The 21,082-nt window shown below is 67.6% G+C and carries 19 protein-coding genes and 1 pseudogene; 10 read left to right on the top strand and 10 right to left on the bottom strand.

Going from position 1 to position 21,082, the window contains the following annotated elements; genetic code table 11:
• Nucleotides 1–41: 41 nt before the first annotated feature.
• The 3 genes from D1409_RS05420 to D1409_RS05410 form a co-directional block, all read right to left on the bottom strand.
• Complete coding sequence (locus D1409_RS05420) at nucleotides 42–740, bottom strand: hypothetical protein (protein ID WP_123534895.1); 699 nt, start codon at nucleotides 738–740, stop codon at nucleotides 42–44.
• Nucleotides 741–898: 158 nt separating this feature from the next.
• Nucleotides 899–3,673: an alanine--tRNA ligase gene (gene alaS / locus D1409_RS05415; RefSeq protein WP_123534893.1), complete on the bottom strand. Its 2,775-nt coding sequence runs from the start codon at nucleotides 3,671–3,673 to the stop codon at nucleotides 899–901.
• A gap of 159 nt (nucleotides 3,674–3,832) precedes the next feature.
• A complete protein-coding gene (locus tag D1409_RS05410) occupies nucleotides 3,833–4,990 on the bottom strand; it encodes a DUF4382 domain-containing protein (protein WP_123534891.1) in 1,158 nt (385 codons plus the stop codon).
• A 352-nt stretch (nucleotides 4,991–5,342) separates the two neighbouring features.
• On the opposite strand from D1409_RS05410, the gene rnz reads away from it, so the two are divergent.
• The gene (rnz, locus tag D1409_RS05405) at nucleotides 5,343–6,278 is read left to right on the top strand and encodes a ribonuclease Z (RefSeq protein ID WP_123534889.1); all 936 of its coding nucleotides are present in this window, start codon (nucleotides 5,343–5,345) and stop codon (nucleotides 6,276–6,278) included.
• Between the two features lie 439 nt (nucleotides 6,279–6,717).
• Here rnz and D1409_RS05400 read toward each other — a convergent pair whose 3' ends face one another.
• The gene (locus D1409_RS05400; protein WP_123534887.1) at nucleotides 6,718–6,972 is read right to left on the bottom strand and encodes a hypothetical protein; all 255 of its coding nucleotides are present in this window, start codon (nucleotides 6,970–6,972) and stop codon (nucleotides 6,718–6,720) included.
• A gap of 94 nt (nucleotides 6,973–7,066) precedes the next feature.
• Here D1409_RS05400 and D1409_RS05395 point away from each other — a divergent pair, with 94 nt between their 5' ends.
• From D1409_RS05395 to D1409_RS05385, 3 genes are all read left to right on the top strand, one after another.
• Entirely contained in the window at nucleotides 7,067–7,834 is a 768-nt protein-coding gene (locus D1409_RS05395) for a class I SAM-dependent methyltransferase (protein ID WP_123534884.1), read from the top strand.
• A 122-nt stretch (nucleotides 7,835–7,956) separates the two neighbouring features.
• Nucleotides 7,957–8,496 carry a hypothetical protein gene (locus D1409_RS05390; RefSeq protein ID WP_164471581.1) on the top strand — a complete coding sequence of 180 codons (540 nt, stop codon included), beginning with the start codon at nucleotides 7,957–7,959 and terminating at the stop codon, nucleotides 8,494–8,496.
• Between the two features lie 85 nt (nucleotides 8,497–8,581).
• Nucleotides 8,582–9,520, top strand: coding sequence for a PhzF family phenazine biosynthesis protein (locus D1409_RS05385; protein ID WP_123534881.1), 939 nt, complete (start codon nucleotides 8,582–8,584; stop codon nucleotides 9,518–9,520).
• 466 nt (nucleotides 9,521–9,986) lie between these two features.
• Here D1409_RS05385 and D1409_RS05380 read toward each other — a convergent pair whose 3' ends face one another.
• Together D1409_RS05380 and D1409_RS05375 are read right to left on the bottom strand one after the other, a co-directional pair.
• Nucleotides 9,987–10,982, bottom strand: coding sequence for an SDR family NAD(P)-dependent oxidoreductase (locus D1409_RS05380; protein WP_123534879.1), 996 nt, complete (start codon nucleotides 10,980–10,982; stop codon nucleotides 9,987–9,989).
• 51 nt (nucleotides 10,983–11,033) lie between these two features.
• Nucleotides 11,034–11,918: an SDR family oxidoreductase gene (locus D1409_RS05375; protein ID WP_123534877.1), complete on the bottom strand. Its 885-nt coding sequence runs from the start codon at nucleotides 11,916–11,918 to the stop codon at nucleotides 11,034–11,036.
• Between the two features lie 286 nt (nucleotides 11,919–12,204).
• Here D1409_RS05375 and D1409_RS05370 point away from each other — a divergent pair, with 286 nt between their 5' ends.
• Nucleotides 12,205–13,674, top strand: coding sequence for an FAD-dependent oxidoreductase (locus tag D1409_RS05370; RefSeq protein WP_123534875.1), 1,470 nt, complete (start codon nucleotides 12,205–12,207; stop codon nucleotides 13,672–13,674).
• Here the strand turns inward: D1409_RS05370 and D1409_RS05365 are convergent.
• Both D1409_RS05365 and D1409_RS05360 read right to left on the bottom strand, forming a co-directional pair.
• Complete coding sequence (locus D1409_RS05365) at nucleotides 13,600–14,268, bottom strand: acetoacetate decarboxylase family protein (protein ID WP_235853512.1); 669 nt, start codon at nucleotides 14,266–14,268, stop codon at nucleotides 13,600–13,602. The two genes, D1409_RS05370 and D1409_RS05365, sit on opposite strands and share 75 nt — an antisense overlap.
• Nucleotides 14,269–14,318: 50 nt before the next feature.
• Nucleotides 14,319–15,290, bottom strand: a complete 972-nt coding sequence (locus D1409_RS05360) for an aldo/keto reductase (protein WP_123534871.1) — start codon at nucleotides 15,288–15,290, stop codon at nucleotides 14,319–14,321.
• Nucleotides 15,291–15,417: 127 nt separating this feature from the next.
• Here D1409_RS05360 and D1409_RS05355 point away from each other — a divergent pair, with 127 nt between their 5' ends.
• The gene (locus D1409_RS05355) at nucleotides 15,418–15,816 is read left to right on the top strand and encodes a hypothetical protein (RefSeq protein ID WP_235853511.1); all 399 of its coding nucleotides are present in this window, start codon (nucleotides 15,418–15,420) and stop codon (nucleotides 15,814–15,816) included.
• 25 nt (nucleotides 15,817–15,841) lie between these two features.
• Here D1409_RS05355 and D1409_RS05350 read toward each other — a convergent pair whose 3' ends face one another.
• Nucleotides 15,842–16,234, bottom strand: a complete 393-nt coding sequence (locus tag D1409_RS05350; protein ID WP_123534869.1) for a VOC family protein — start codon at nucleotides 16,232–16,234, stop codon at nucleotides 15,842–15,844.
• Nucleotides 16,235–16,393: 159 nt separating this feature from the next.
• Here D1409_RS05350 and D1409_RS05345 point away from each other — a divergent pair, with 159 nt between their 5' ends.
• Nucleotides 16,394–17,089: a class I SAM-dependent methyltransferase gene (locus D1409_RS05345; RefSeq protein ID WP_123534867.1), complete on the top strand. Its 696-nt coding sequence runs from the start codon at nucleotides 16,394–16,396 to the stop codon at nucleotides 17,087–17,089.
• A 112-nt stretch (nucleotides 17,090–17,201) separates the two neighbouring features.
• The gene (locus tag D1409_RS05340) at nucleotides 17,202–19,181 is read left to right on the top strand and encodes a DUF460 domain-containing protein (protein WP_123534865.1); all 1,980 of its coding nucleotides are present in this window, start codon (nucleotides 17,202–17,204) and stop codon (nucleotides 19,179–19,181) included.
• Nucleotides 19,182–19,261: 80 nt separating this feature from the next.
• Here the strand turns inward: D1409_RS05340 and D1409_RS05335 are convergent.
• Nucleotides 19,262–19,510, bottom strand: a pseudogene (locus D1409_RS05335) (IS6 family transposase); the annotation flags it as partial.
• A gap of 347 nt (nucleotides 19,511–19,857) precedes the next feature.
• Between D1409_RS05335 and D1409_RS24335 the strand changes: the two are divergent.
• Nucleotides 19,858–20,721 carry a hypothetical protein gene (locus D1409_RS24335; RefSeq protein WP_164471580.1) on the top strand — a complete coding sequence of 288 codons (864 nt, stop codon included), beginning with the start codon at nucleotides 19,858–19,860 and terminating at the stop codon, nucleotides 20,719–20,721.
• The gene (locus tag D1409_RS24330; protein WP_164471579.1) at nucleotides 20,721–20,975 is read left to right on the top strand and encodes a hypothetical protein; all 255 of its coding nucleotides are present in this window, start codon (nucleotides 20,721–20,723) and stop codon (nucleotides 20,973–20,975) included. The genes D1409_RS24335 and D1409_RS24330 overlap by 1 nt, the downstream gene beginning before the upstream one ends.
• Nucleotides 20,976–21,082 lie beyond the last annotated feature (107 nt).

The raw sequence follows: 21,082 nt of genomic DNA, 5'->3' as shown, positions 1-21,082 counted from the left end.
TACTGTTTCAGACTGCCGATAGCGAGTAGGGAGTGGGCGGATCAGGCGTCGAGCATCTCCAGCACCCGCAGCACGAGCTGGAGGATGTGGATGAACACGCCCATCACGGCGATGTAGATACCGATGGCGCTGCGCAGGTCGCCGTACTTGCTCTCGCGGACGGCCCAGATCTCGTAGGTCAGGTCGACGATAAAGCCGAGCAGGAAGAGCGCGCCCGCGGCGAGCATGATCGTCGGATTCACGAAGAAGCCGATGGCGCCGACGACGAACCCGCCGCCGAAGCAGACCCACGAGTACATCTGCCACCGTTCGAATGAGTGGCTCGTCCCGAAGACGGCGACGGTCACGGCGGCCGTGATGAGGCCCGTGACGACCGTGGTGATCCCGAGGGCGGTGAGGCGCATCGACGACGACGCCACGCGAAAGAGGATCGCCGACCCGATGAGGGCGTAGCCGAACTGCGTCAGCGCCACGCCCGCCCCGGCGAGCGGGAGGCTCCCCTTCTCGATGCCCGTGGTCGCCAGCCAGTAGCCGCCCCCGACGGTGACGACGAACACCGCGATGCCGATGAAGAAGTTCGAGAACAGCATCGCACCCAGCGGCGCGACCGGCGTGTAACTCAGCGCCAGTATCGCCACGACGTTCAGCGCGACCAGCCCGGCCCCGATACCCGCGATCCGCGAGACGCTCCGCGACGCCGTCGATTCGACCCCCGGCGCATCGTACTCGATCCCGCTCATGTTCGGTGATCGATTGCCGACTCTCCCACATGTGCTTTCCCATTCATGACAGGAACTAATATGCTCGCTCGCGGTCGCGAGGGGTACCACCGCTATCAGAAACGGAGCAACAGCCGGCCGTCCCTCGATACGGCAGCGAAAAGCGGAATTCAGCGGTCTCAGGCGTTCGCGACCTGCTGGAGCACGTCGGGGGCCTCCTCGAGGGCGTCGTCGAGCGCGTCCACGTCGGGACCGCCGCCCTGCGCGAAGTCCGGCGGGCCGCCGCCGCCGCCGCCGACCTTGCTCGCGAGTTCGCTGACGACTTCGCCGGCGTTCACGGCGGAGCCGTCCGGGACGGCGACGACGAACGTCGCGCCGTCGCGGCCCGACCCGATCACGGCGATCTTGCCCTCCTCCACGAGGGCGTTCGCAGTGGCGCGGAGTTCGTCCATGTCGGCGTCGAGGCGCTGGACGACGGCGGTCTCGTCGCCGACGTCGACCTCCTCGCCCTCGTCGCCGCCGGCCGCGCGGACCTCGGCGAGTTCCTCTTTGAGTTCCTCGATGGTCTTGCCTCGCGCCTTCCACTCGGTGAAGAAGCGCTCAGCGGTCTCGGGCACCTCCTCGGGCGCGACGTCGAGGACCTCCGCGGCCTCGTAGAGCGCGTTCTCGGTGTCCTGCGTGGCCTGGACGGCCGCGTCGCCCGCGGCGAACGTGATGCGGATGACGCCATCCTGGACGCGCTCGGTGCCCAGCACCTTGATCGTCCCGATGTCGCCGGTGCGGGCGACGTGGGTCCCGCCGCAGGCCTGCACGTCCTCGGCGACGTGGATGAGGCGGATGTTCTCGCCGGCGGGAATCCCTCCCTGATAGAGGTCGAAGCCGTGTTCCTCCTCGGCCTCGTGGCGGTCGGGCCACTCCTGTTTGACCTGCACGTTCGAGCGGACGATGTCGTTGGCGCGGTGTTCGATCTCCTCGACCTGCTCGCGGGAGACCGACTCGTAGTGGCTCACGTCGATACGAGACGAGTCGACGCCCTTCTGGGCGCCGGCCTGGCGGACGTGCTCGCCGAGCACCTGCCGGGCGGCGTGGACGACGACGTGTGTCGCGGTGTGGTGCGCCATCAGGCGCCGGCGCCGCGTGGCGTCGATCTGCCCGCGGACGAACTCGCCCTTGCCGGGGTCCTCGTCGGTCGTGTGCAGGATTATGCCGTCGACGATCTGCACGTCCGAGACCTCTGCGGTCACATCGTCGGTCGAGAGCGTACCGTGGTCCGGCGGCTGGCCACCGCCTTCCGGGTAGAACATCGTCTGGTCGAGCACCACGTCGAACCGTTCGTCCTCACGTTCGAACACCTCTAGCACGACGGCCTCGAACTCGGTGCGCTGCTGGTTCTCGTAGTACAGCCGGTCGGTGTCCGGGAGCTCTTCGAGGCGGTCGGCGTAGGGGCGTTCGGTCTCCTCGTCGAAGGCCTGACCGCTGCCGTGACGGTCGGCGACGAGCGCGTAGAAGTCGTCGGGCGTCTCCACCGCGACCCCCTTCTCGGCGGCGATCTCCTCGACCATGTCCGGCTGGATGCCGTGGGAGTCGTACAGCTCGATGAGTTCGCGGACGGGGATCGGGTCGCCCTCCTGGGCGTAGTCGTCGGCCAACTGGCGGACGCGGCGCCCGCCGCGGTCGAGCGTCTCGCGGTACTTCTCGACCTCGGTGCGGACGATGTCGCGGATGGTGTCGCGGTTCTCGTAGCCCAGGCGGTCGGCCTGCATGTCGACCAGTTCGTCCAGCGGGGCGTCGACGCCGACGTTGTCGACGAGGCGCTTGGTGCGCCGGAGGACCATCCGCGCGAGATAGCCCGTGCCGACGTTCGACGGGACGATGTTGTCCCCGAGCATGTACGCGAGCGTCCGGCAGTGGTCGGCGATGGCGTAGATGTCCTCGAGCGGTTCGAGCAGGTCGACGAGTTCGCTCGTCGACACGTCGAGCTGGTCGGCGATGTTGTCGCGGGCCGACTCCATGTCCTCGGCCTCGTCGATGTCCATGTGGCCGGCGAGCGTCGCCGCGCGGTGGACGATCTCGGCCTCGCGCTCGGAGTAGTCCAGCCCGGCGTTGTCCTTCAGGAAGTCGATCATCTCGGGGTAGACCGCCTCGTAGACGGTCGGGGTGCCCTGCGACATCCACGTCCAGCGCTCGATGCCGTAGCCGGTGTCGATGACCCGGCGGTCCATCCGGCTGTACGTGTTGCCGTCCTTCATCTCGAAGTCGCCCTCCGGATCCTGCTCGAACTGCATGAAGACGAGCGTCGCGAGTTCGAGCCCGCGGTAGATGACTTCGAAGGCCGGCCCGGCGTTGCCGCCGCCGACCCACGGGTCCTCGATGAGGGTCACGTCCTCGCGGGGCGCACCGACTTCGGCGAGGAGATCCATGCAGTGCTCGACGCACTGGTCCTTCCAGTACACCTCGCCCTCGTAGGCGTAGTCGGTGCCCTCGTCGGCGTTGAACGCGTGGTGGCCGCCCATCTCGAAGGCCATCGTGTGTCGGCCGGTCTTGCCGACGTTGTCGATGTCCTGCATTCGGATGCACGGCTGTGAGACGACGAGCGGGTTGGCCGGCGGCGGGGACTCGCCGCTGGTGACGTGTGGCTGGAAGTCGTAGATAGAGGCCTGCGTGAGAAGCACGTCGTCGCGCCAGCGGTTCGCCGCGACCGGGTAGGGGTCGATGCGCTCGTGGCCCCGCTCCTCGAAGAAGGAGAGGAACTGCTCGCGTGTCTCCTCCAGCGAGAGGGACTCGTCGAAGCCGGGGTCGTCGATGAAGTCGTACTCCTCGCACGGCGGTTCGCCGCACGTCTCGCGCTCCCCGTCGAGGGTCCAGAAGTGGGCCCCGCACTCGGAACACTGCTTCCGGTGGAAGCCGTGCTCCTCGAAGTAGTCGAGTTGGTACTCCCGTTCGAGGTCGCTCATTGTTGCTGTAACTTGGCCCAGCGGCGCCTAAAACAGTTCCGAAGGCACGGCACACCGTCTCTCGCAGGAAGGATTCGCGACTTCCGATCGGTCCGAGAGACGGCGTGGGGCGCCCGCTCGCCCCAGCGCGGTGGTTCGGTGGTTCGGCGGCTCGACCCGTCAGGCGTCGGCAGTTTGGGCGTCCGTGCTGCCGTCCTCGGCTGCGTCGGCCTCGTCACCGTCGTCGCCGTCCTCCTCTTCGAACTCGACTTCGAGTTCGGCCTCGGCGTCGCCGTCCTCGACTTCTATCTCGAGTTCTTCCGCGTCGTCGGGCACGCTGACGACGTACTCGCCGTCGGCGTTCGTGGTCCCGGCCGCTCCGTCGTCGACGCTCACCGTCGCGTTCTCGACGGCGCTGCCGTTCTCGGTCACCAGGACGGTGACGTTCTCGCCGGCGGAGACGTTGCCGACGAACGAGGCGCTGATCGAGCGCTCGTCGTCTCGGTCGTCGTCATCGTCGACTCGTTCGATGGGGACCTCGGTGCCCGACTCGCTCACGACCGGCTTGAGGATGTACTTCCCGCTGTTGCCGGCCTCGTGGACGGTCACGTCGTAGACGAAGTCCACTTCGCTACCGTTCTCGACCGTGAACTGGCTGTTGAGCTGGAGCTTGTTGCTCGGGAGCTTGACGTTGGCGGACTCACCGTCCGTCAGCGTCCCGTTCACCTCGCTCACTTCCATGTGGACCTTGTCGTACTCGCCCGCCGGCAGGTCGAACTGCTGGAGGAGCGTGGCGTTGGCGCCGCGGAGCTGCGAGAGGTCGACCGAGGACGCGTTCACGTCGCGCGTGACCCAGCGGCCGTCCCCGCTCTCTTCGTCCTTCTCGTCCTTCTCTTCGTCTTCGCGCTCTTCGGCTTCCTCCTCGGTCTTCTCGTCGTCCGCGTCGGTCTCGTTCGCGACGGTGTCGTCCACGTCGGTCTCGGTGGCGTCACCGTCCGAGTCGGTCCCGTTCGCGGCCGTGGCCGTCGCGGTGGCCGTCGACGCGTTCTCGTCGTCTGCCGACTCGTTCGCGGCGTCGACGAGGTGGAACTGGACCGACGAGATCGTGACGTTCAGATGCTCGAAGTCGTCCATGTCGTTGGGCTCGTCGCTCACGTAGAAGTTGACCGTGCCCGCGTCCGTGGAGTCGCTGTCGGTCGTGCCGTCGCCGTCACTGGTGCCGGCACCGTCGCCGTCGTCCGCACCGCCGACCGAGGGCGTCCCCGTGCCGGGGGTCGCCGCACAGCCTGCTGTTACGACCAGCAGCGCCGTCGCGAGCGCGACGAACGCGCGTCTCATCGGTCCCCCGCCGACTGCGTCGGCAGTTCGTTCATCGCACGGTTCGTCGGTTGCCGGTCTCTCTGTGACATCGTATCCTCCCCTTCTGCCCCCAGATCCATATATAAACCACATCTCGATACCGGATCAACACCGATCAAACTGGATTAAGAACACGATCGAACCGGCTTCTATCCCCCGTTTTTCCGCTCCCCTTCGGAGACCAGGGGTGTGAACGGACGAAAAGTATTTATATCAGAATATGGCCGCGGGTCGGAGCGGCGGTCGCGGCAGGGGGTGGCGACCGGTTTCCGGCCGCCGGGGCGCGGGAAGATCCGACACGCGTTTACCGACCGCCCGCAGAGAGGCGGACATGCGCGTGACGTTTCTCGGAACGAGCGGAGCGGTCCCGACCACCCAGCGTAACACGAGCGCGCTGCTGGTCAACCGCGACGGCGACCGCCTCCTCTTCGACTGCGGCGAGGGCACCCAGCGCCAGATGATGCGCTTCGGCACCGGCTTCGCCGTCGACCACCTCTTCGTCACGCACCTCCACGGCGACCACGTCCTCGGCATCCCCGGCCTCGTCCAGACCTTCGACTTCAACGACCGCGAGGCCCCCCTCGCCATCCACGCCCCCAGCGGCACTCGCGGCCAGATCGAGAACCTCGTCCACGCCGCCGGGAACGACCCCTCCTTCCCGGTCCGCATCCACCAGGTCAGCGCCGGCGACGTCGTCCTCGACCGCCCCGAATACGAAGTGCGCGCCGTCCGCACCGACCACCGCACCAACTCGGCCGGCTACGCCCTCGTCGAGGACGACCGCAAGGGGCGATTCGACCGCGAGAAGGCCGAGAACGAACTCGGCCTCTCGCCCGGTCCCAAGTACTCGAAGCTCCACCGTGGCGAGCCCGTCGAACACGACGGCCGCACCATCCAGCCCGAGGAGGTCGTCGGCCCGCCCCGTCCCGGCCGCCGCATGGTCTACACCGGCGACACGCGACCCACCGACGCCGTCGTCGCCGCCGCCGAGGACGCCGACCTGCTCGTCCACGACGCCACCTTCGCCAGCGACTGGGCCGAGCGCGCCAAGGAGACCGCCCACTCCACGGCACGAGAGGCCGCCGCAATCGCCGGCGAGGCCGGCGCCAAACGGCTCGCGCTCACCCACATCTCGACGCGCTACGCCGGCGACCACACGCCCATCGAGCGCGAGGCCCGCGAGCACTTCGACGGCGAGGCGTGGGTCCCCGACGACGGCGACCGCCTCGAAGTCCCCTTCCCCGACGACGACGAGGACGAGGACTGAACGACCGGTCGAACGCGGATGGGTTCATTTCTGCGGTGGCGCGCGCTGTCGCGGCGTTTATGCCGCGACAGCATCGTGCGAGGGACGAGTGAGGGAGCGAAGCGACTGAACGAGTCGGCTGGGGAGGTGTGAGGCCGTCTGCGGCGCTGTGCGGGGTGGTTGCGGTCTTACTGTCCTGGTGGACTGAAAGGGCGAGACGCGCTCGCGGGGCGCAGCCCCGTGGTCGCTGAGCGGGCACTATCCGAACGGAGTGAGGATATCCCGCTCAGCGGCCGCGAGCGGGTCGAGGGCTTTCGTGGGTTGCTGTCGGTGATGCTCGAACCAACTCATAGCGAGCGGGTCGAGGGCTTTCGTGGGTTGCTGTCGGTGATGCTCGAACCAACTCATAGCGAGCGGGTCGAGGGCTGTCAGGTCCGCCGATACTCACGTCGACGTCCGCTCAGAGCGACCGCCAGTCGCCGGAGTAGAACAGGCGGACCGCGTGGAGCACCGTCAGCCCGAGCACCGCGAGGAGCAAGCTGAGTGCGAGCCGGAAGAAGACGACCACCTCGTCACCGAACAGGGCGCCGAGGGGGAACGTGAGCACCGCGAGGACGAGCGGGCTGATCCCGACGCCGACGAGGAGCCCGCCGAACACGCGCATCTCGGCGCCGTTCAGCAGGCGGTCGGCTTCCGCCGGGGACTGTCGGTCCATACTCGGGGCTCGGAGCGCCGGCGTATCAGGATTGTCCTCCAGTACGACTCCCCCGACAAAGTATATCACTGACACGAGAGACACGACTACCACGATGCCCGACGACGCACCGATCTCGAAATCCACGTACGACGACCTCGCGACGGGATACGAGGACATCACCGGTGCGGCGATCCGCGAACACTACGAGTGGCCGGCGGTCCGCGACCTCTTGCCGCCGCTCGACGGCGCGCGAATCCTCGACGCGGCCTGTGGCGACGGGTTCTACACTGAGCGCCTCGCGGACGCCGGTGCGGACCCCGTCGGCGTCGACGCCAGTTCGGCGATGCTGGAGCGCGCACGCGAGCGATTCGCCGGAGACGAGGCTCACGCCGCCGACGTTCCGCTCCACGAGGCCGACCTCACCGACGGACTCCCCGTTTTCGACGACCACTCGTTCGATCTGGTCCTGTGCCAGCTCGCGCTCGAACACGTCGCGGACTGGCCGTCGGTCTTCGACGCCTTCGCCCGCGTCCTGCGGCCCGGCGGTCGCGTCGTGATCTCGACGAGTCATCCCGTCCGGGACTACGTGGACGCCGAGTACGACGGTCGCGAGCAGGTGCTCGCCGACAGTGCGACCTACGGCGAGATCGAGCGCGTCGACCGGGACTGGGGCGACGACGAGGACTCGTTCGTCGTCCCCTTCTACCGGCGGCCGCTCCAGGCGGTCTTCGACCCCGCGACCGACGCCGGACTGCTCGTCGAACGGGTGGTCGAACCCGGCGTCACCGAGGCGTTCGCCGAGCGGGCGCCCGACCACGCCGACGAGTTCCTCGACGGCCCGCCGAACTTCCTCTGTCTGCGTCTCCTGAAGCCGGCGTAGTCTGGCGGAGCGTCCCGACCGCCCCGGCCGCCCCGGCCGACACGACCGACCCGACCGCCCCGGCCGACCGACCCACGCGACACTGTGGAAAAGCTTATTCCGGGCACCCTGAAACGGCCGGTGTGCGACAGACTCGGAGAGCGGTATTAGTGGGCATCGCGGCGGCCGGTAGCGGGTGTCTCGGGCTCCGCTCGGAGCCGACGCCGACCGCCCGACCCGACAGTGACGACGACGGCGTTCCCGACGGCGTGGACGACTATCCGTCCGACGACCGCAGGGCGTTCCAGTCGAGCAGTGCAGCGGCGACGACGACGATCGACGCGGGCGAGTTCAGGGCGATCGGTCTCACGAACTCGCCGCGAGCGTCGGGCGAGTACCTGGACTACGAGGTCGCCGTCGAGGGGGAGGGGACGGTCGACTGCCTCGTCTTCCGGCGCGAGGCGTACGACGCGTACGAGCAGGGCGCCCGAGACGCGTCCGTCGTCGCCGCGCTCAGTCGGACGGACGTCTCCGAAGCGAAGGTCGTCGACCGACTCCCCGAGGGCCAGTTCATCTTTTCGCTGGACTACACGGAGCAAACGACCGAACCCGGCCGAGAGAGCGTCACCGTGATGTACACCGTGGAGATGGCCGACCCCGTCTCGACGGCGACGCCGGACTGAGACGGTCGCCGGGCGGTAGTTGTCCATTGCCACCAATACACGCGAACGGGGAACAGTTTTGCCGCGTCCCGAACCAGCCACGGGCATGCGCCAGCCCCTCCACCTCGTCGACGTGTTCGCGCGGGAGCGCTACGCCGGTAACCAGCTCGCCGTCGTCACCGACGCAGCGGACCTCGCCGACGACGAGATGCAGGCGTTCGCCGCCGAGATCGGCTTCTCCGAGACGACGTACGTCGAGACCGACGCCGAACCGAACGCCGAACCGAACACCGAGACCGGACCGCGGAGCGACGACGCGGACACCTGGCCCGTCCGCATCTTCACGCCCGAGGCGGAGGTTCCCTTCGCCGGCCATCCGACGCTCGGCACGGCCCACGTGATCCGCGAGCACCTCGCCGACGGGACCCCGGAGGCAGTCGTCCTCGACCTCGACGTGGGCGAGGTGCCGGTCGAAGTCCGCGAGCGGGACGGCCGGGAGACGCTGTGGATGACCCAGCAGCCGCCGACGTTCGGCGACGACCTCGCGGGCGACGACCTCGCGGCGGTCCTCGGGCTCGATCCGTCAGATCTCGACGACGACTACCCGACGCAGGTCGTCTCGACCGGCCTCCCGACGGTCGTCGTCCCGCTCGAACACCGTGCAGCGCTCGAAGCGATCGACGTGGACCGGGCGGCCTACGATGACGTGACGGGCGACCGCGAGGCAAAGAATATTCTCGCGTTCTGTCCCGATCCCCGCGACGAGGCGAACGACTTCGCGGTCCGGGTGTTCGCGCCCTACTACGGCGTCCCCGAGGACCCCGCGACCGGCTCCTCGAACGGCTGTCTCGCGGCCTATCTCGTCCGCCACCGCTACCGCGACGAGGCGGCCGTCGACGCCCGCGTCGAACAGGGGTACGAGATGGGCCGGCCGTCGCTGGTCCACCTGCGGGCGTGGGAACGCGACGGGTCGGGAGACACGGAGGGGATCACCGTCGAGGTCGGCGGGGCAGTCGAAGCGGTCGCCCGGGGGAACCTGGTTTAGCAGTCGATAGTAGCACGGTCCCTTCGTTCAGAACTGCCTCTGGAGTTCGTTCGGATGATTCGGTAACTACAGATGCGAGTTGAGTGGTTGCTTCTGTGTAGTGAGTCGTGAATAGAAGTCGGATTGGAGTGACTGCAGAAGACGAAGAGAGTTGAAAGCCCTCGCCCCGCTCGCGGTCGCTGAGCGGGATATCCTCGCTCCGCTCGGATAGTGCCCGCTCAGCGACTCCGCTCCCTCCGGTCGCCGCGAGCGCGCCTCGCCCTTTCATTCCGCCAGGAACGCACCACACAGCACCGTACCTCACACCTCCCCAGCCGATTGCGGTGCTCACTTCGTTGCGCTCCTCATCCCTCGCACGGTGCTGTCGCGAGATAGAACTCGCGACAGCGCGCGCCACCGCAATTGTTCACTCTGCGGGCTATACTGACCATACGTTTCACCCTCTGCTCTGAACGAAGAAACCGCACTACTGTTCGGACTCCACCACCTGACCCCCCTCGACGCCGACCGTCTCGCCGTCGTCCAGCGCGACCCACTCCGCGCTCGTTCGCCAGAGTTCGCGCTGTGCGCCGCGGTCACGGGCGGCCGCCGCCGGTTCGACGCGCTCGCAGTCGTCGAAGTACGCGCCGGTCACGCCCGTCACCGCCGGCGAGCGGGCGAGATACGTCTGGGTCTCCGCGGACTCGGCGGCCGAGTCCGTCAGTCCGAGCAGGCCGCCCACGTAGCCGTACGCCGTCCAGCCGAGGCCGATCAGCGAGGAACTGTCCCGCGAGAGCCCGGTCAGCGGCGAGACGCCGGGGTGACAGCACGTCGCCGTCACCGAGTCGGGGAGCCGCCGCGCGAGTTCGAACGTGAACAGCACGTTCGCGAGCTTCGAGTGGTTGTACGCGTCCAGTCCATCCATCGCGTCCGGCCCGCGGACCCGCTCGAGGTCCAGCGTCGCCTGCCGGTGCAGGTCCGAGGAGACGGTCACGACGCGGGCCGGGTCGGCGTCGGCGCCCGACGCGCCGTCGCGCTCCTCGGCCCGGCGCTCCCCCGTCGCCGCCAGCCTGTCCGCGAGCAGGTTCGTCAGCAGGAACGGCGCGAGGTGGTTGACCGCGAAGGACATCTCGACGCCCTCGTCGTTCCCGGGCACGTCCACGAGGTGCCGGTCGCTCTGCATCGTCCCGGCGTTGTTGACCAGGCAGTCGAGGCGGTCGAAGTCGGCCACCACGGCGTTCGCGAGGCCACGGACGTCCGACACGTCGGTGAAGTCCGCCTCGTAGAAGGCGTGGCCGTCCCCGGGGAGTTCGGCGACCAGCCGCTGGCCCTTCTCGCGGTCTCTGCCGTGGACGACCACCGTCGCGCCTGTCTCTGCGAGGTTGCGCGCCGTCTGTTCGCCGATGCCGTCGGTCGAGCCGGTGACCAGCGCGACGTGTCCGTCGCGGAGCGCGGACCCGTCGTCGGGCGGAGCGTCTGTCATCGGTGACTGTTCGAGCCCCAGCCCGTAAACACTCACCCTGGCGGCCCCTGATCACCGAGTCCAGCGACCGATAGCCGCGGTCACGCGACTGTACGCGGCCTGTATCGAGTCGACCACCGGCGCCGGGAGCCAGTGGGTCCAGCGGACGAACCGGGCGAAGCGCCCGACGGGGTAGCGGGCCTTCGGGTCGTCGGCCGTCGCCGCTCGCACCACCGCACCGGCCACCGTTTCGGGTTCGGCGGCCAGCGGGTTCCCGTCGAGGATCCAGCCGTCGTCGAGGCCGGCGTAGGTCCGCGCGTAGGCGGGCGTCCGCTCGCGACCGGCCAGTCGGCGACGGGCCGCGTCGCCGAAGTCCGTCGCCACCCACGCGGGTTCGACGAGCGCCACGTCGACGCCGGTCCCGCGGAGTTCAACGCGGAGGGCGTCGTGGAGCGACTCGACGGCCGCCTTCCCGGCGGCGTAGGCGCCCAGTCCCGGCGAGAAGCTCAGCCCCAGCACGCTGGAGACGGTGACGATTCGACCCCGATTCCGCCCGCGCATGTGCGGGAGCACGGCCCGGGCGAGCGCGTGCGGCCCGTGGACCAGTACCTCGAACTCCGCGCGAACGGCGTCGACGGGCACGTCCTCGACCGGTCCGGCCTCGGCGTAGCCGGCGTTGTTGACCAGACAGTCCAGTCGCCCCGCCTCGCCGACCACCCGGTCGACGACTGCGCGACACTGTTCCTCGTCGGTGACGTCGAGCTCGGCCGTCTCACAGCGCTCCTGTACGCGTTCGGGGAGCGGCGTCACCACGTCCGTCGCGTAGACGCGCCACCCTCGACGGGCGAACGCCAGCGCGATCGCCGACCCGATCCCCCCGCCGGCACCCGTCACCAGCACGACCGGGCTGACGCCGTCCCCGCCCGCCGTCGCCCCCGTCTCGTCGTTCGATGACACGCCCGACCGACCGCGTCGCGCCGAAAAAAGGATTCCGGCTGTCCGGTCGACCCCTCACCGCCGGGTTCCCCAGTAGCAACTTAAATCTACACCACAGGTGAGGGGCATTACCTAACTAAGTGGGGCGCGCAGGGTCTCGTGTGAGCGAGTTGTCCTCTCTAGCCGTGGTGAAACGCGTCGGACGGTCGCGCCGGAGGGCCGCGAACACACGCGGGACGCCCGGTGGCGCCCCAGTGAGGCGGTCGACGGCGGTCGCACCCTCGCGGGCGGTCCGGGGGTGTGAGCGGTGACGCTGGCGGCCGTCGACCGGTACGAACCGGGCCGCGTCGGCGACCTCGGGGGTCGAGCGGTGGTTCTCGGCGGCAGCGTCGCCGGACTCTGCGCGGCGCGAATCCTCGCCGACGGCTTCGACGAGGTGCTCGTCGTCGAGCGCGACCCCTTCCCAGACACACCGGTCGCGCGGGACGGCGCGCCCCAGACCAGTCACCCCCACGCGCTGCTGGCGGCCGGGCAGGAGACGCTGGAGGATCTGTTCGTCGGCTTCGGCGAAGACCTCGCCAGCGCCGGCGGGCTGGTCCTCGACATCACGAAGCAACTGGTCGAGTACCAGCACGGCGACTTTCTCGCCACCGGCACGGAGCGGACGCCCTCCTACTGCGCGAGCAGGCCGCTGTTCGAACACGTCGTGCGGCGGCGCGTCGACGAACTGGACGGCGTCCGACTCCTCGGCGAGTGCCGGTTCCGCGACTACCGCACGGACGACGCGGGGCGGGCGGTGACCGGCGTCACGGTCCGCGACGGCGGCGGCCCGACGGAGACGTTCGCGGCGGATCTGGTCGTCGACGCGACGGGACGGACGAGTCGGACGCCGGAGTGGCTGGCGGACAACGGCTACGCCGCCCCGCCGGCGGACGAGGTCCCCATCGACCTGCAGTACGCGTCGCTCCGGATCGAGCGGCCGCCGGACGACCGCCGGCTGATCAGCGTGCCTGCCAACGCGCCTGAGACTCGTGGCGCCGTCCTGATACCGATCGAAGACGGTCAGTGGGACGTGCTCCTCGCCGAGATACACGGCGACGGCGCGCCGATGGACCGCGAGGGCGTCCTCGCGTTCGCCGACGACCTCCCCATCGACATCGTCGGCGACGTCCTGCGGACCCAGCCGTGGGTGTCCGACGGCGTCGCCCGCTACCCCTTCCCCGGGAGTCTCCGACGCCGCTACGAGGCGCTCGACCGGTTCCCCGACGGCCTCGTCGTCACCGGCGACGCCATCACGAGCTTCAACCCCGTCTACGGACAGGGCATGTCTATCGCCGCCCTCGACGCGCTGGTGCTCCACCACGCGCTCGCCGACGGCGGCCTCGACCGGATCGGCCCCCGCTTTTTCGACCGCGTGGCCCCGGTGCTCGACACCCCCTGGCGGATGGCGACGGGCACCGACTACCAGTACGCCCAGACGGAGGGGTCGCCGTCGCTCGGGACGAAGCTGTTCGACCGGTACTTCACGCGACTGCTCCGGCAGGCCCACGACGACAGCGTCCTGGCCGAGGCCTACGGGGCGGTCGTCGGACTGGAGGTCCCGCCGACCGAACTGCTCCGACCGGGGATACTCGCACGCGTGTTGCTCCCCGTCGGCGGCGAGTCGGCCGGCCCGAGCCCGCCCCGGCCCGGGCCGGTTCCGTCAGGGGGAGAGCGGTCGGCCGCGACCGATGACGAACCGGCCGTCGAACGCGAGCGCGCACAGCACCCGCCCTAGAGACAGGTCGCGCAGGCGCTCGGCCAGCGGGTGTCGCCCCAGCGAGTACGACCCCCCGAACGGCCGGACGCCGAACGCGCCGGAGAGCCGGAGGGGCTGGCGCTCCGGCGAGCCGTCCCCGGTGTAACTCTCCGTGGCGACGGTCCACCGGATCCGGGGCCGACAGGGTGCGTCGAGCGTGAGGGCGTGACCTCGCTCGTCGCCGACGGCCGTGCGTCGCCGCCCGCCGCGGTCGGTGATCGAGACGTCCGCGACGCGCTTGGGGTAGCCCCAGATCTCCTCGCCCAGCGCGCGAGCGGGCTCGGTCGTCACCGGGAGCGTCGCGACGTAGCCGCCCAGCCCGTTCCGGGGAGCCATCAACTCCGGGACTCTGGCCCCGGACGCGGGGGTGGCCGCGAGGAGGACGCCGAACTCCTCGTAAGGCGCCATCGCGTCGTCGCCGATGCGCCGGTAGTCGACCGAGAGGAGCGTGACCGCGGCGCGTCCCGGCGCGACGCGGACCGGCGAGAGGCCGTCGGGAAGCCGCTCGCCGACTCGCTCGGCGTCGGCCGTGACGACGACTGCGGTGGCTTCGGCCTCGGTCTCCAGTGGCACCGTGACCTCGTGCCCGGTGGAGAGCGCGTGCGTCTCCGAGCGGGGGCGGGTCACTCGTGACCGAAGACCGGGACGGGGTGGTACGGCTCTTCGAGGTACTCGACGTCGGAGTCCGACAGCGACACCTCCAGCGCTTCGACGGCGTCTTCGAGGTGTTCGACGCTGGAGGTGCCGACGATGGGCGCGTCGACGTTGTCGTTCTGGAAGTGCCAGGCGAGCGCGATCTGGGCCATCGTCACGCCTTTCTCGTCGGCGAGTTCTTCCACTCGCCGGTTGATCGCCTCGCTCCCGGGCCCCTCGTGATAGGGGGTCCCGTAGTCGATCTCGTGTTCGCCCCGTTCGGTCTCGGTGAACTCCTCGTGGGGGCGGGTCAGGTACCCGGCGGCGAGCGGCGACCACGGGAGGACGCCGACGTTTTCGTCGGTGCAGACCGGGTACATCTCGCGCTCCTCCTCGCGGTAGGTCAGGTGATAGAGGTTCTGCATCGTCTCGAACCGGGCCAGCCCCTGCTCGTCGCTCACCTGCAGCGCGCGCTGGAACTGGTGGGCCCACATGGAGGAGGCGCCGATGTGCCGGACCTCGCCGCGGCGGACGGCGTCGTCGAGCGCCCGGAGCGTCGTCTCGATGGGCGTGTCGTAATCCCAGCGGTGGATCTGGTAGAGGTCGACGGTGTCCATCCCCAGCCGGTCGAGCGAGTGGTCGAGTTCCTGCTCGATGGTCTTTCGCGAGAGCCCCTCCGCGTTGCGGTGGTCCTTCGCACCGGAGAACCGGACCTTGGTGGCGACGACCTGTTCGTCGCGGTCGTACTCCGAGAGCACGTCGCCGAGGATCTCCTCCGATTCGCCCGCCGAGTACGTGTTCGCGGTGTCGAAGAAGTTCACGCCCAGGTCGATCGCGCGCTCGACGAGTTCGCGACCCTCCGCTTCGTCGAGCATCCAGTCACTGCCGCTGCCGAAGCTCATACAGCCGAGACACACCTTCGAGACCTCCATGCCGGTCGAGCCGAGCGTCGTGTACTCCATGGTCGAGGGAGGGCGCGCCGGACCGTAAAACGACCGTCCGCGGAAATCGGACCAGTCCCTCGGCACGGACGGGTGAGATCCACGGACGGCCGCTACTTTGACAATGCGTGGCACGGAAGGTGGGCGTATGGTAGTCGATGACGAGGCTGCGCTGGTCGAAGCCCTGCGGGACCTCGCCGGTGACTCGATTCGGGTCGTCGCCACGTACGACCGGGACGGCTACGACCCTGCCTACGTCAGGCCGGACGCCGAGCCCCGCGTCGAGGTCCACGCCGAGCGGGTCCACGACGAACTCGTCCTGCAGGGGCTCGGACGGGGGCACCTCGAAGACCTCTTCGGCGCCGGCGACCTGCAGTGCTCGGTCCACCGCTTCGACGACCTGACCGCCTTCCACTTCGCCGCCGCCGAGTTCACCGGGCTGTTCGTCAGCGTCGACTCAGACGCGGACCTCCCGCTGGCGACCTTCTCCGAGACCTGCAAGAGCCACGTGCGGGACGCCGCTGGCGACCCATCGGAGTCGGGTTGAACCGGAGCGGCCCGGTCGCGCCCCCTTACTCGCTCGTCTTGAACTCCACCGTGTAGCCGGCGGGGTCCTCGACGTAGACGCAGGGGTACTCGCCGGTCGCGCCCTCCCGGACCGCCTCGGTTCGAACCGCGACGTCCGCCGCCTCGACGCGCTCCATCACCTCGTCCATCGACGCGTCGACGAACACCGCGAAGTGGTCGACCGTCTCGCCGGTCGGTTCGGGCACGGTCTCCCGCGGTGCGACGTGGATGATACAGGACGGCCCGAGCCGGACGTAGAAGAAGTCGCGCTCGCCGGCGCGATACTCGCCGTAGTACTCCAGCGAGAACCCCATCTCGTCGCGATAGAAGCCCACGAAGGCCTCGATGTCCGATTCGGCAACGCGCAGATTCACGTGGTCGATCGCAGTGGCTTCCATGGCGAGCGGGTTCTCGGGTCGTCCGTATCCGTCTTGTGAACTCGGAGATAGATTCCCCGATTCTCGTCGCCTCGGCGCGCCGGCACGGGATACCCGCAGCGGCCCCGCCCGGTCTCGTCGGCGATACGGTTTCCCGATCGGAACGAGAAGTGTTACCTGATGGCAAAGACAGACCACTCCGACGGCTCGACACGGACGAGGGGGCGCGGTAGGGACGACGCGGTCGACCACGCCGGGCGTCGGCCGGATTCCCTGGACGACATCCGGGAGACGTACGCGGACCAGGCCGACACGGTGGCCCGGATGCGCTGGCTCGACCGACTGCTGCTGGGCCGGTATCGGCGTCGGCTCTTCGGACAGGCGACCGGTCGCGTCCTCGACGTCGCGTGCGGGATCGGGACGAACGCCGACTACGTCCCCGAGACGACCGAGTACGTCGGGATCGACGTCAGCCCGGAGATGCTCCGCGAGGCCGAGGCCCGCTCCCCTCGGCTGGTGCGCGGCGAGACGCTGTTCGAGATGGACGCCCAGGCGCTGGCGTTTCCCGACGACAGCTTCGAGACGGTGATCTCGTCGCTCTCGACGTGCACCTTCCCGGATCCCGTCGCGGCGCTGGACGAGATGAACCGGGTGTGCGAGCCCAACGGGCAGGTCCTGCTCCTCGAGCACGGTCGCAGTAGCGTCGAACTGCTGGGTCGATTCCAGGACTGGCGGGCCGACGCCCACTACGAGAAACACAACTGTCGATGGAACCAGGAACCGCTGGAACTCGTCTCGCGGTCCGAGCTCTCGGTCACTACGTCCGCCACCGGGATGCTCGGCGTGATCACCGGGATCCGGGCCGAGCCCGGGTGAGTGGAGGCGAACCCACGCTGTGTGAGTGGAGGCGAACCCACGCTGTGTGAGCGCGGTCCGGTCGGCCGGTTTCCGCGTCGGGTTTATATTTACAGGTTGCATACGCCCGCGTGTGAGTACGCGAACGAGTGCGCTGGACGCGGTCGTCTTCGGGGTCGACGTCCAGAGCGGCGACGTGCGCGGGGACGTGTCCTACGCGCTGGTCGCGTTCGACGGCGAACACGTCGACCGCGACGTGGTCTCCCGGCGGAAGCTCCACCGGCTGATCCGCGACGAGAAACCCGCCATCGTCGCGACGGACAACATGTACGAACTCGCGGAGAACAAGGACGCCCTCGTCCACTTTCTGGGGGAGCTCCCCGACGAGACGACGCTGGTGCAGGTCACCGGCGCCGAGCGGCCGGAACCGCTCTCCAGGGTCGCCAACCGCCACGACGTACCCTACGGCAAAGACCCCATGAAGGAAGCCGAGGCGGCGGCCCGACTCGCCGCCAACAACGTCGGCCAGGTCGTGTCGGCGTTCACCGACGAGACGGAGGTGAAGGTCTCCCGCGGTCGCTCGACGGGCGGTGGCGGCGGCTGGTCCGAGGATCGTTACACCCGCCGGATCCACGGGTCGGTCAAGCGGCGCACCCGCGAGGTCGAGTCCGACCTCGAAGACGCGGGGCTGGACTTCGAGCGCGAGGAGACGGAGAAGTACGGCGGCTTCTCGAACGCCGTGTTCACCGTCGAGGCCCGTCCGCAGGACATCCCCGTCTCGAACGTCCGGGCCGGCGACGTGCGCGTCGAGGTCGAGCGAGTGAGACGCGACGGCATCGAGTTCAGCCCGCTCGCCAAGCGCCGGGACCACGTCGTCGTCGGCGTCGACCCCGGCACGACGACGGCGGTCGCCATCGTCGGCCTCGACGGCGAGGTGCTGGACGTGCTGAGCACGCGGACCGCCGACAGCGCCGACGTGACCGAGTGGATCGTCGAACGCGGGCGCCCGGTCATCGTCGCCGCCGACGTGACGCCGATGCCCGAGACCGTCGAGAAACTCCGCCGGTCGTTCGACGCCGCCGGGTGGACCCCCTCCCGCGACCTGCCCGTCGACGTGAAACAGCACCGCACGCGCGAGGAGGGCTACGACAACGACCACGAGCGCGATGCCATGGCCGCCGCCTTCGGCGCGTTCGACGCCCACACGGACCAGTTCGACCGCATCGCCGCGAAGGTCCCGCCCGGGCAGGAGGTCGGTCCCGTGATCGCCCGCGTCGTCACCGGCGAGGAGAGCGTCGAGACCGTCCTCGCGGACCTGCGCGACGACGGCGACGAGGAAGTCGAAGCGTCCGAACGGCCCGACAACGAGCAGTCGCCCGAACAGAAGCGCATCAGCCAGCTCGAATCACAGGTCGCGCAACTGCAGTCCCACGTCGAGGGCCTGGAGGAGACGATATCGGAGAAAGACGCCGAGATCGACGACTACGAGCGCAAGCTCACGGCGGCACGCAGCGAGACGCGAAAGGAGGCCCGCAAGGACCGCGAGGTCACCAGACTGGAACGGGAGAACCGTCGGCTGAAAGGGGAGATCGACGAGAAGGACGACCGCATCGACGACCTGGAGGGGAAACTCGACCGGCTGAAAGCCCTCTGGAAGCTCGACCACTCGAACTTCGCGGACGTCGCCGAGAAGAAACAGGGGCTCGTCCCCGTCAAGGTCGTCGAGCAGTTCACCAGCGGCGCTATCGACGACGCCGACGAGCGCTTCGGGTTGGCCGAGGACGACGTGATCATGTTCCGCGACGCCTCCGGCGCCGGCGCCTCGACGGCGGACAAGATCGTCGACGTCGACCCCCAGATCGTCCTCAGGAACGGCGGGCTCTCGGACGTCGCCGACGAGATCCTGTTCAAACACGACGTCCCGGTCGCGCCCGCGAGCACGGTCACCGTCCAAGAGATCGACGAACTGGCCGTCGCCCGCGAGCGGGAGATCGAGGCCGCCATCGAAGACTGGGAGGAACGCGCCGAGGAGCGCGAACGCCAGCAGAACGCCCAGATGGTCGACCGCCTCATCAGCGAACACCGGGCCGGCGACCGCGGCGAGAGCGACTGACCCGGCCGCGACCGCCCGCGCATGCCCGCCTGGAGATGCTCGGTACCGCCCGCGCACTCTCACCCCGGCCGTGGCGGTGTTTAATTAGTAGCAGTGTGGCAACAAGCAAGGGCTGGGAGCCAGGATTCGGCGGCTTCCGGTTCGGCATGGCTGAAGCAGTTCGAGAATGAGGATGTTCGACGCTTCAGTTCCTGAAAAATCCGTTCGATGGCGTTACGATTTCGGTGGCGACGCGTCTGAAATCGGAGCCCAGCTTGTTGCAGTGCGGTTTGGAGGTGCTGAGCGCCCTTGACGAGAAACATGGTGGTTTCGACATCGTGTTTGTGTCTGCCAGGGACGAGGGTCCGCGCGTTAACTAATAGAGACCGTACGCAGGCCGTGCTGTTGGTCAAGTTCGTAGTCATGGATCTCAGTTTTATGTCTGCCACTGTCCTTCTGGTCTGTTCCGATTGCAGTCAATACCACGCTTTCACTGGCTGACGTAAGGGATAACAGAGTGTGCATGTCGTAGGCTAGTCACCATGACAGCCTACATGATCTGGTGTTGCTGTCTATGCATACTACGACCCAATATGATAGGGGCCTCAAACCCTAACCAGCTATTATCAACTTAAATATGTGTTTTGAATATACAAATAGCAAATTTTAACTAACTGAATGTATGTTTGAAAATGCAATGTCCAATGATAGTCAAGGCGTAAATAGAAGACAAGTACTCAAGAGTGGCGCGATAGCCGGCAGCAGTATAGCCGGGTTTACCGGGACGTCTGTTGCCCTTGAGAATATCGAAACGTCGAATCGCTCACAGCAGAGTCTTAAACGCGGTACAAAGCATGTGGTCGATCTCGCGATCACGCATCCAAACTCATCGGATGAGATCGGTCGTAAGCACGCAGATGGACGAGTGACGCCGACGTTTGCCGGTGAGGATGGCCTCTTTGCAGTTCGAAGTACGCCCGGTGACCTGAAGAAACACGACCGGTTCCTTCGGACACCCAGCACACAACACATGTTCGATGACTCGACGCGCTATACGCAGAAGTCGCTGTTCGCGGAATTCGAAGACGTGGGAACAGAATACCGCTCGGCAGAATTCCTTCACGCGAGGTCTGGATATGACCCGATCGAACTCGAAGTCGAAGTGGAAAGTAGTGAGGTCCTTCTGAAACAAGACAGCGAGATTCTCGGAACTGTCGCAGAAGGCGAAAAGTCAAGCATTTCGTTGGAAGAAAAGTCGATCGAGATTGCTGAATTTGGGGAGCCCGTAGAACGCTCCCGCGAAGGGGTTGACCAGACGGTGATGGTAAAAGAACAGGTCGGAACAAAAACCGTGTCGGTGACTCCGAAAGTGACTGCGGTGAACCGGGGCGAACTCCCGGTTTACGGTGGACCGGGCGCAAAGGTCATTCCCAAACCAGTCCCTGCTCATCTGTCTCGTGTCCTAAAGTGGGCAGAGGTATCTGATGAACACCGTCTAAAGGAGGTTGCAGGTGGGGACATGTATTTAATCGTCCCAGGAAACAACGGAGGTGGTTCCTGATGGCATACATTGACTTCTTCCCGACCGAGCGGTTCGTAAATGAATATTCGAATATCGAAAATAAGATAGATAATATTATAGACGACCTTGAGAGCGGTCCATGGGCACCGTTCTCAGGTGATACGATTATGTTCAATTACAGTGATGTGGTTCCGGATTCGGATTCAGTAGACTCAGTCAACATGCCTACTCGTGCGGATCAGGCAGATACCTACTTGAACAACAATCACGGCGGGTCATCCGTCTTTAGTTAGGAGACGAACCACGTGACAGCGGCGGCTTATCGAGGCATCTTTTTGAGAGCAATGAGGAGGCAACGGCTGTGTCCACCAATGCCTCCTCATCCCGGCTTATGCGTCGG

Source organism: Halosimplex salinum, assembly GCF_003730195.1.
Lineage (GTDB): Archaea > Halobacteriota > Halobacteria > Halobacteriales > Haloarculaceae > Halosimplex > Halosimplex salinum.
Note: the sequence above shows the minus strand (reverse complement) of the source record. Positions and strands in the feature narration are given on the sequence as shown.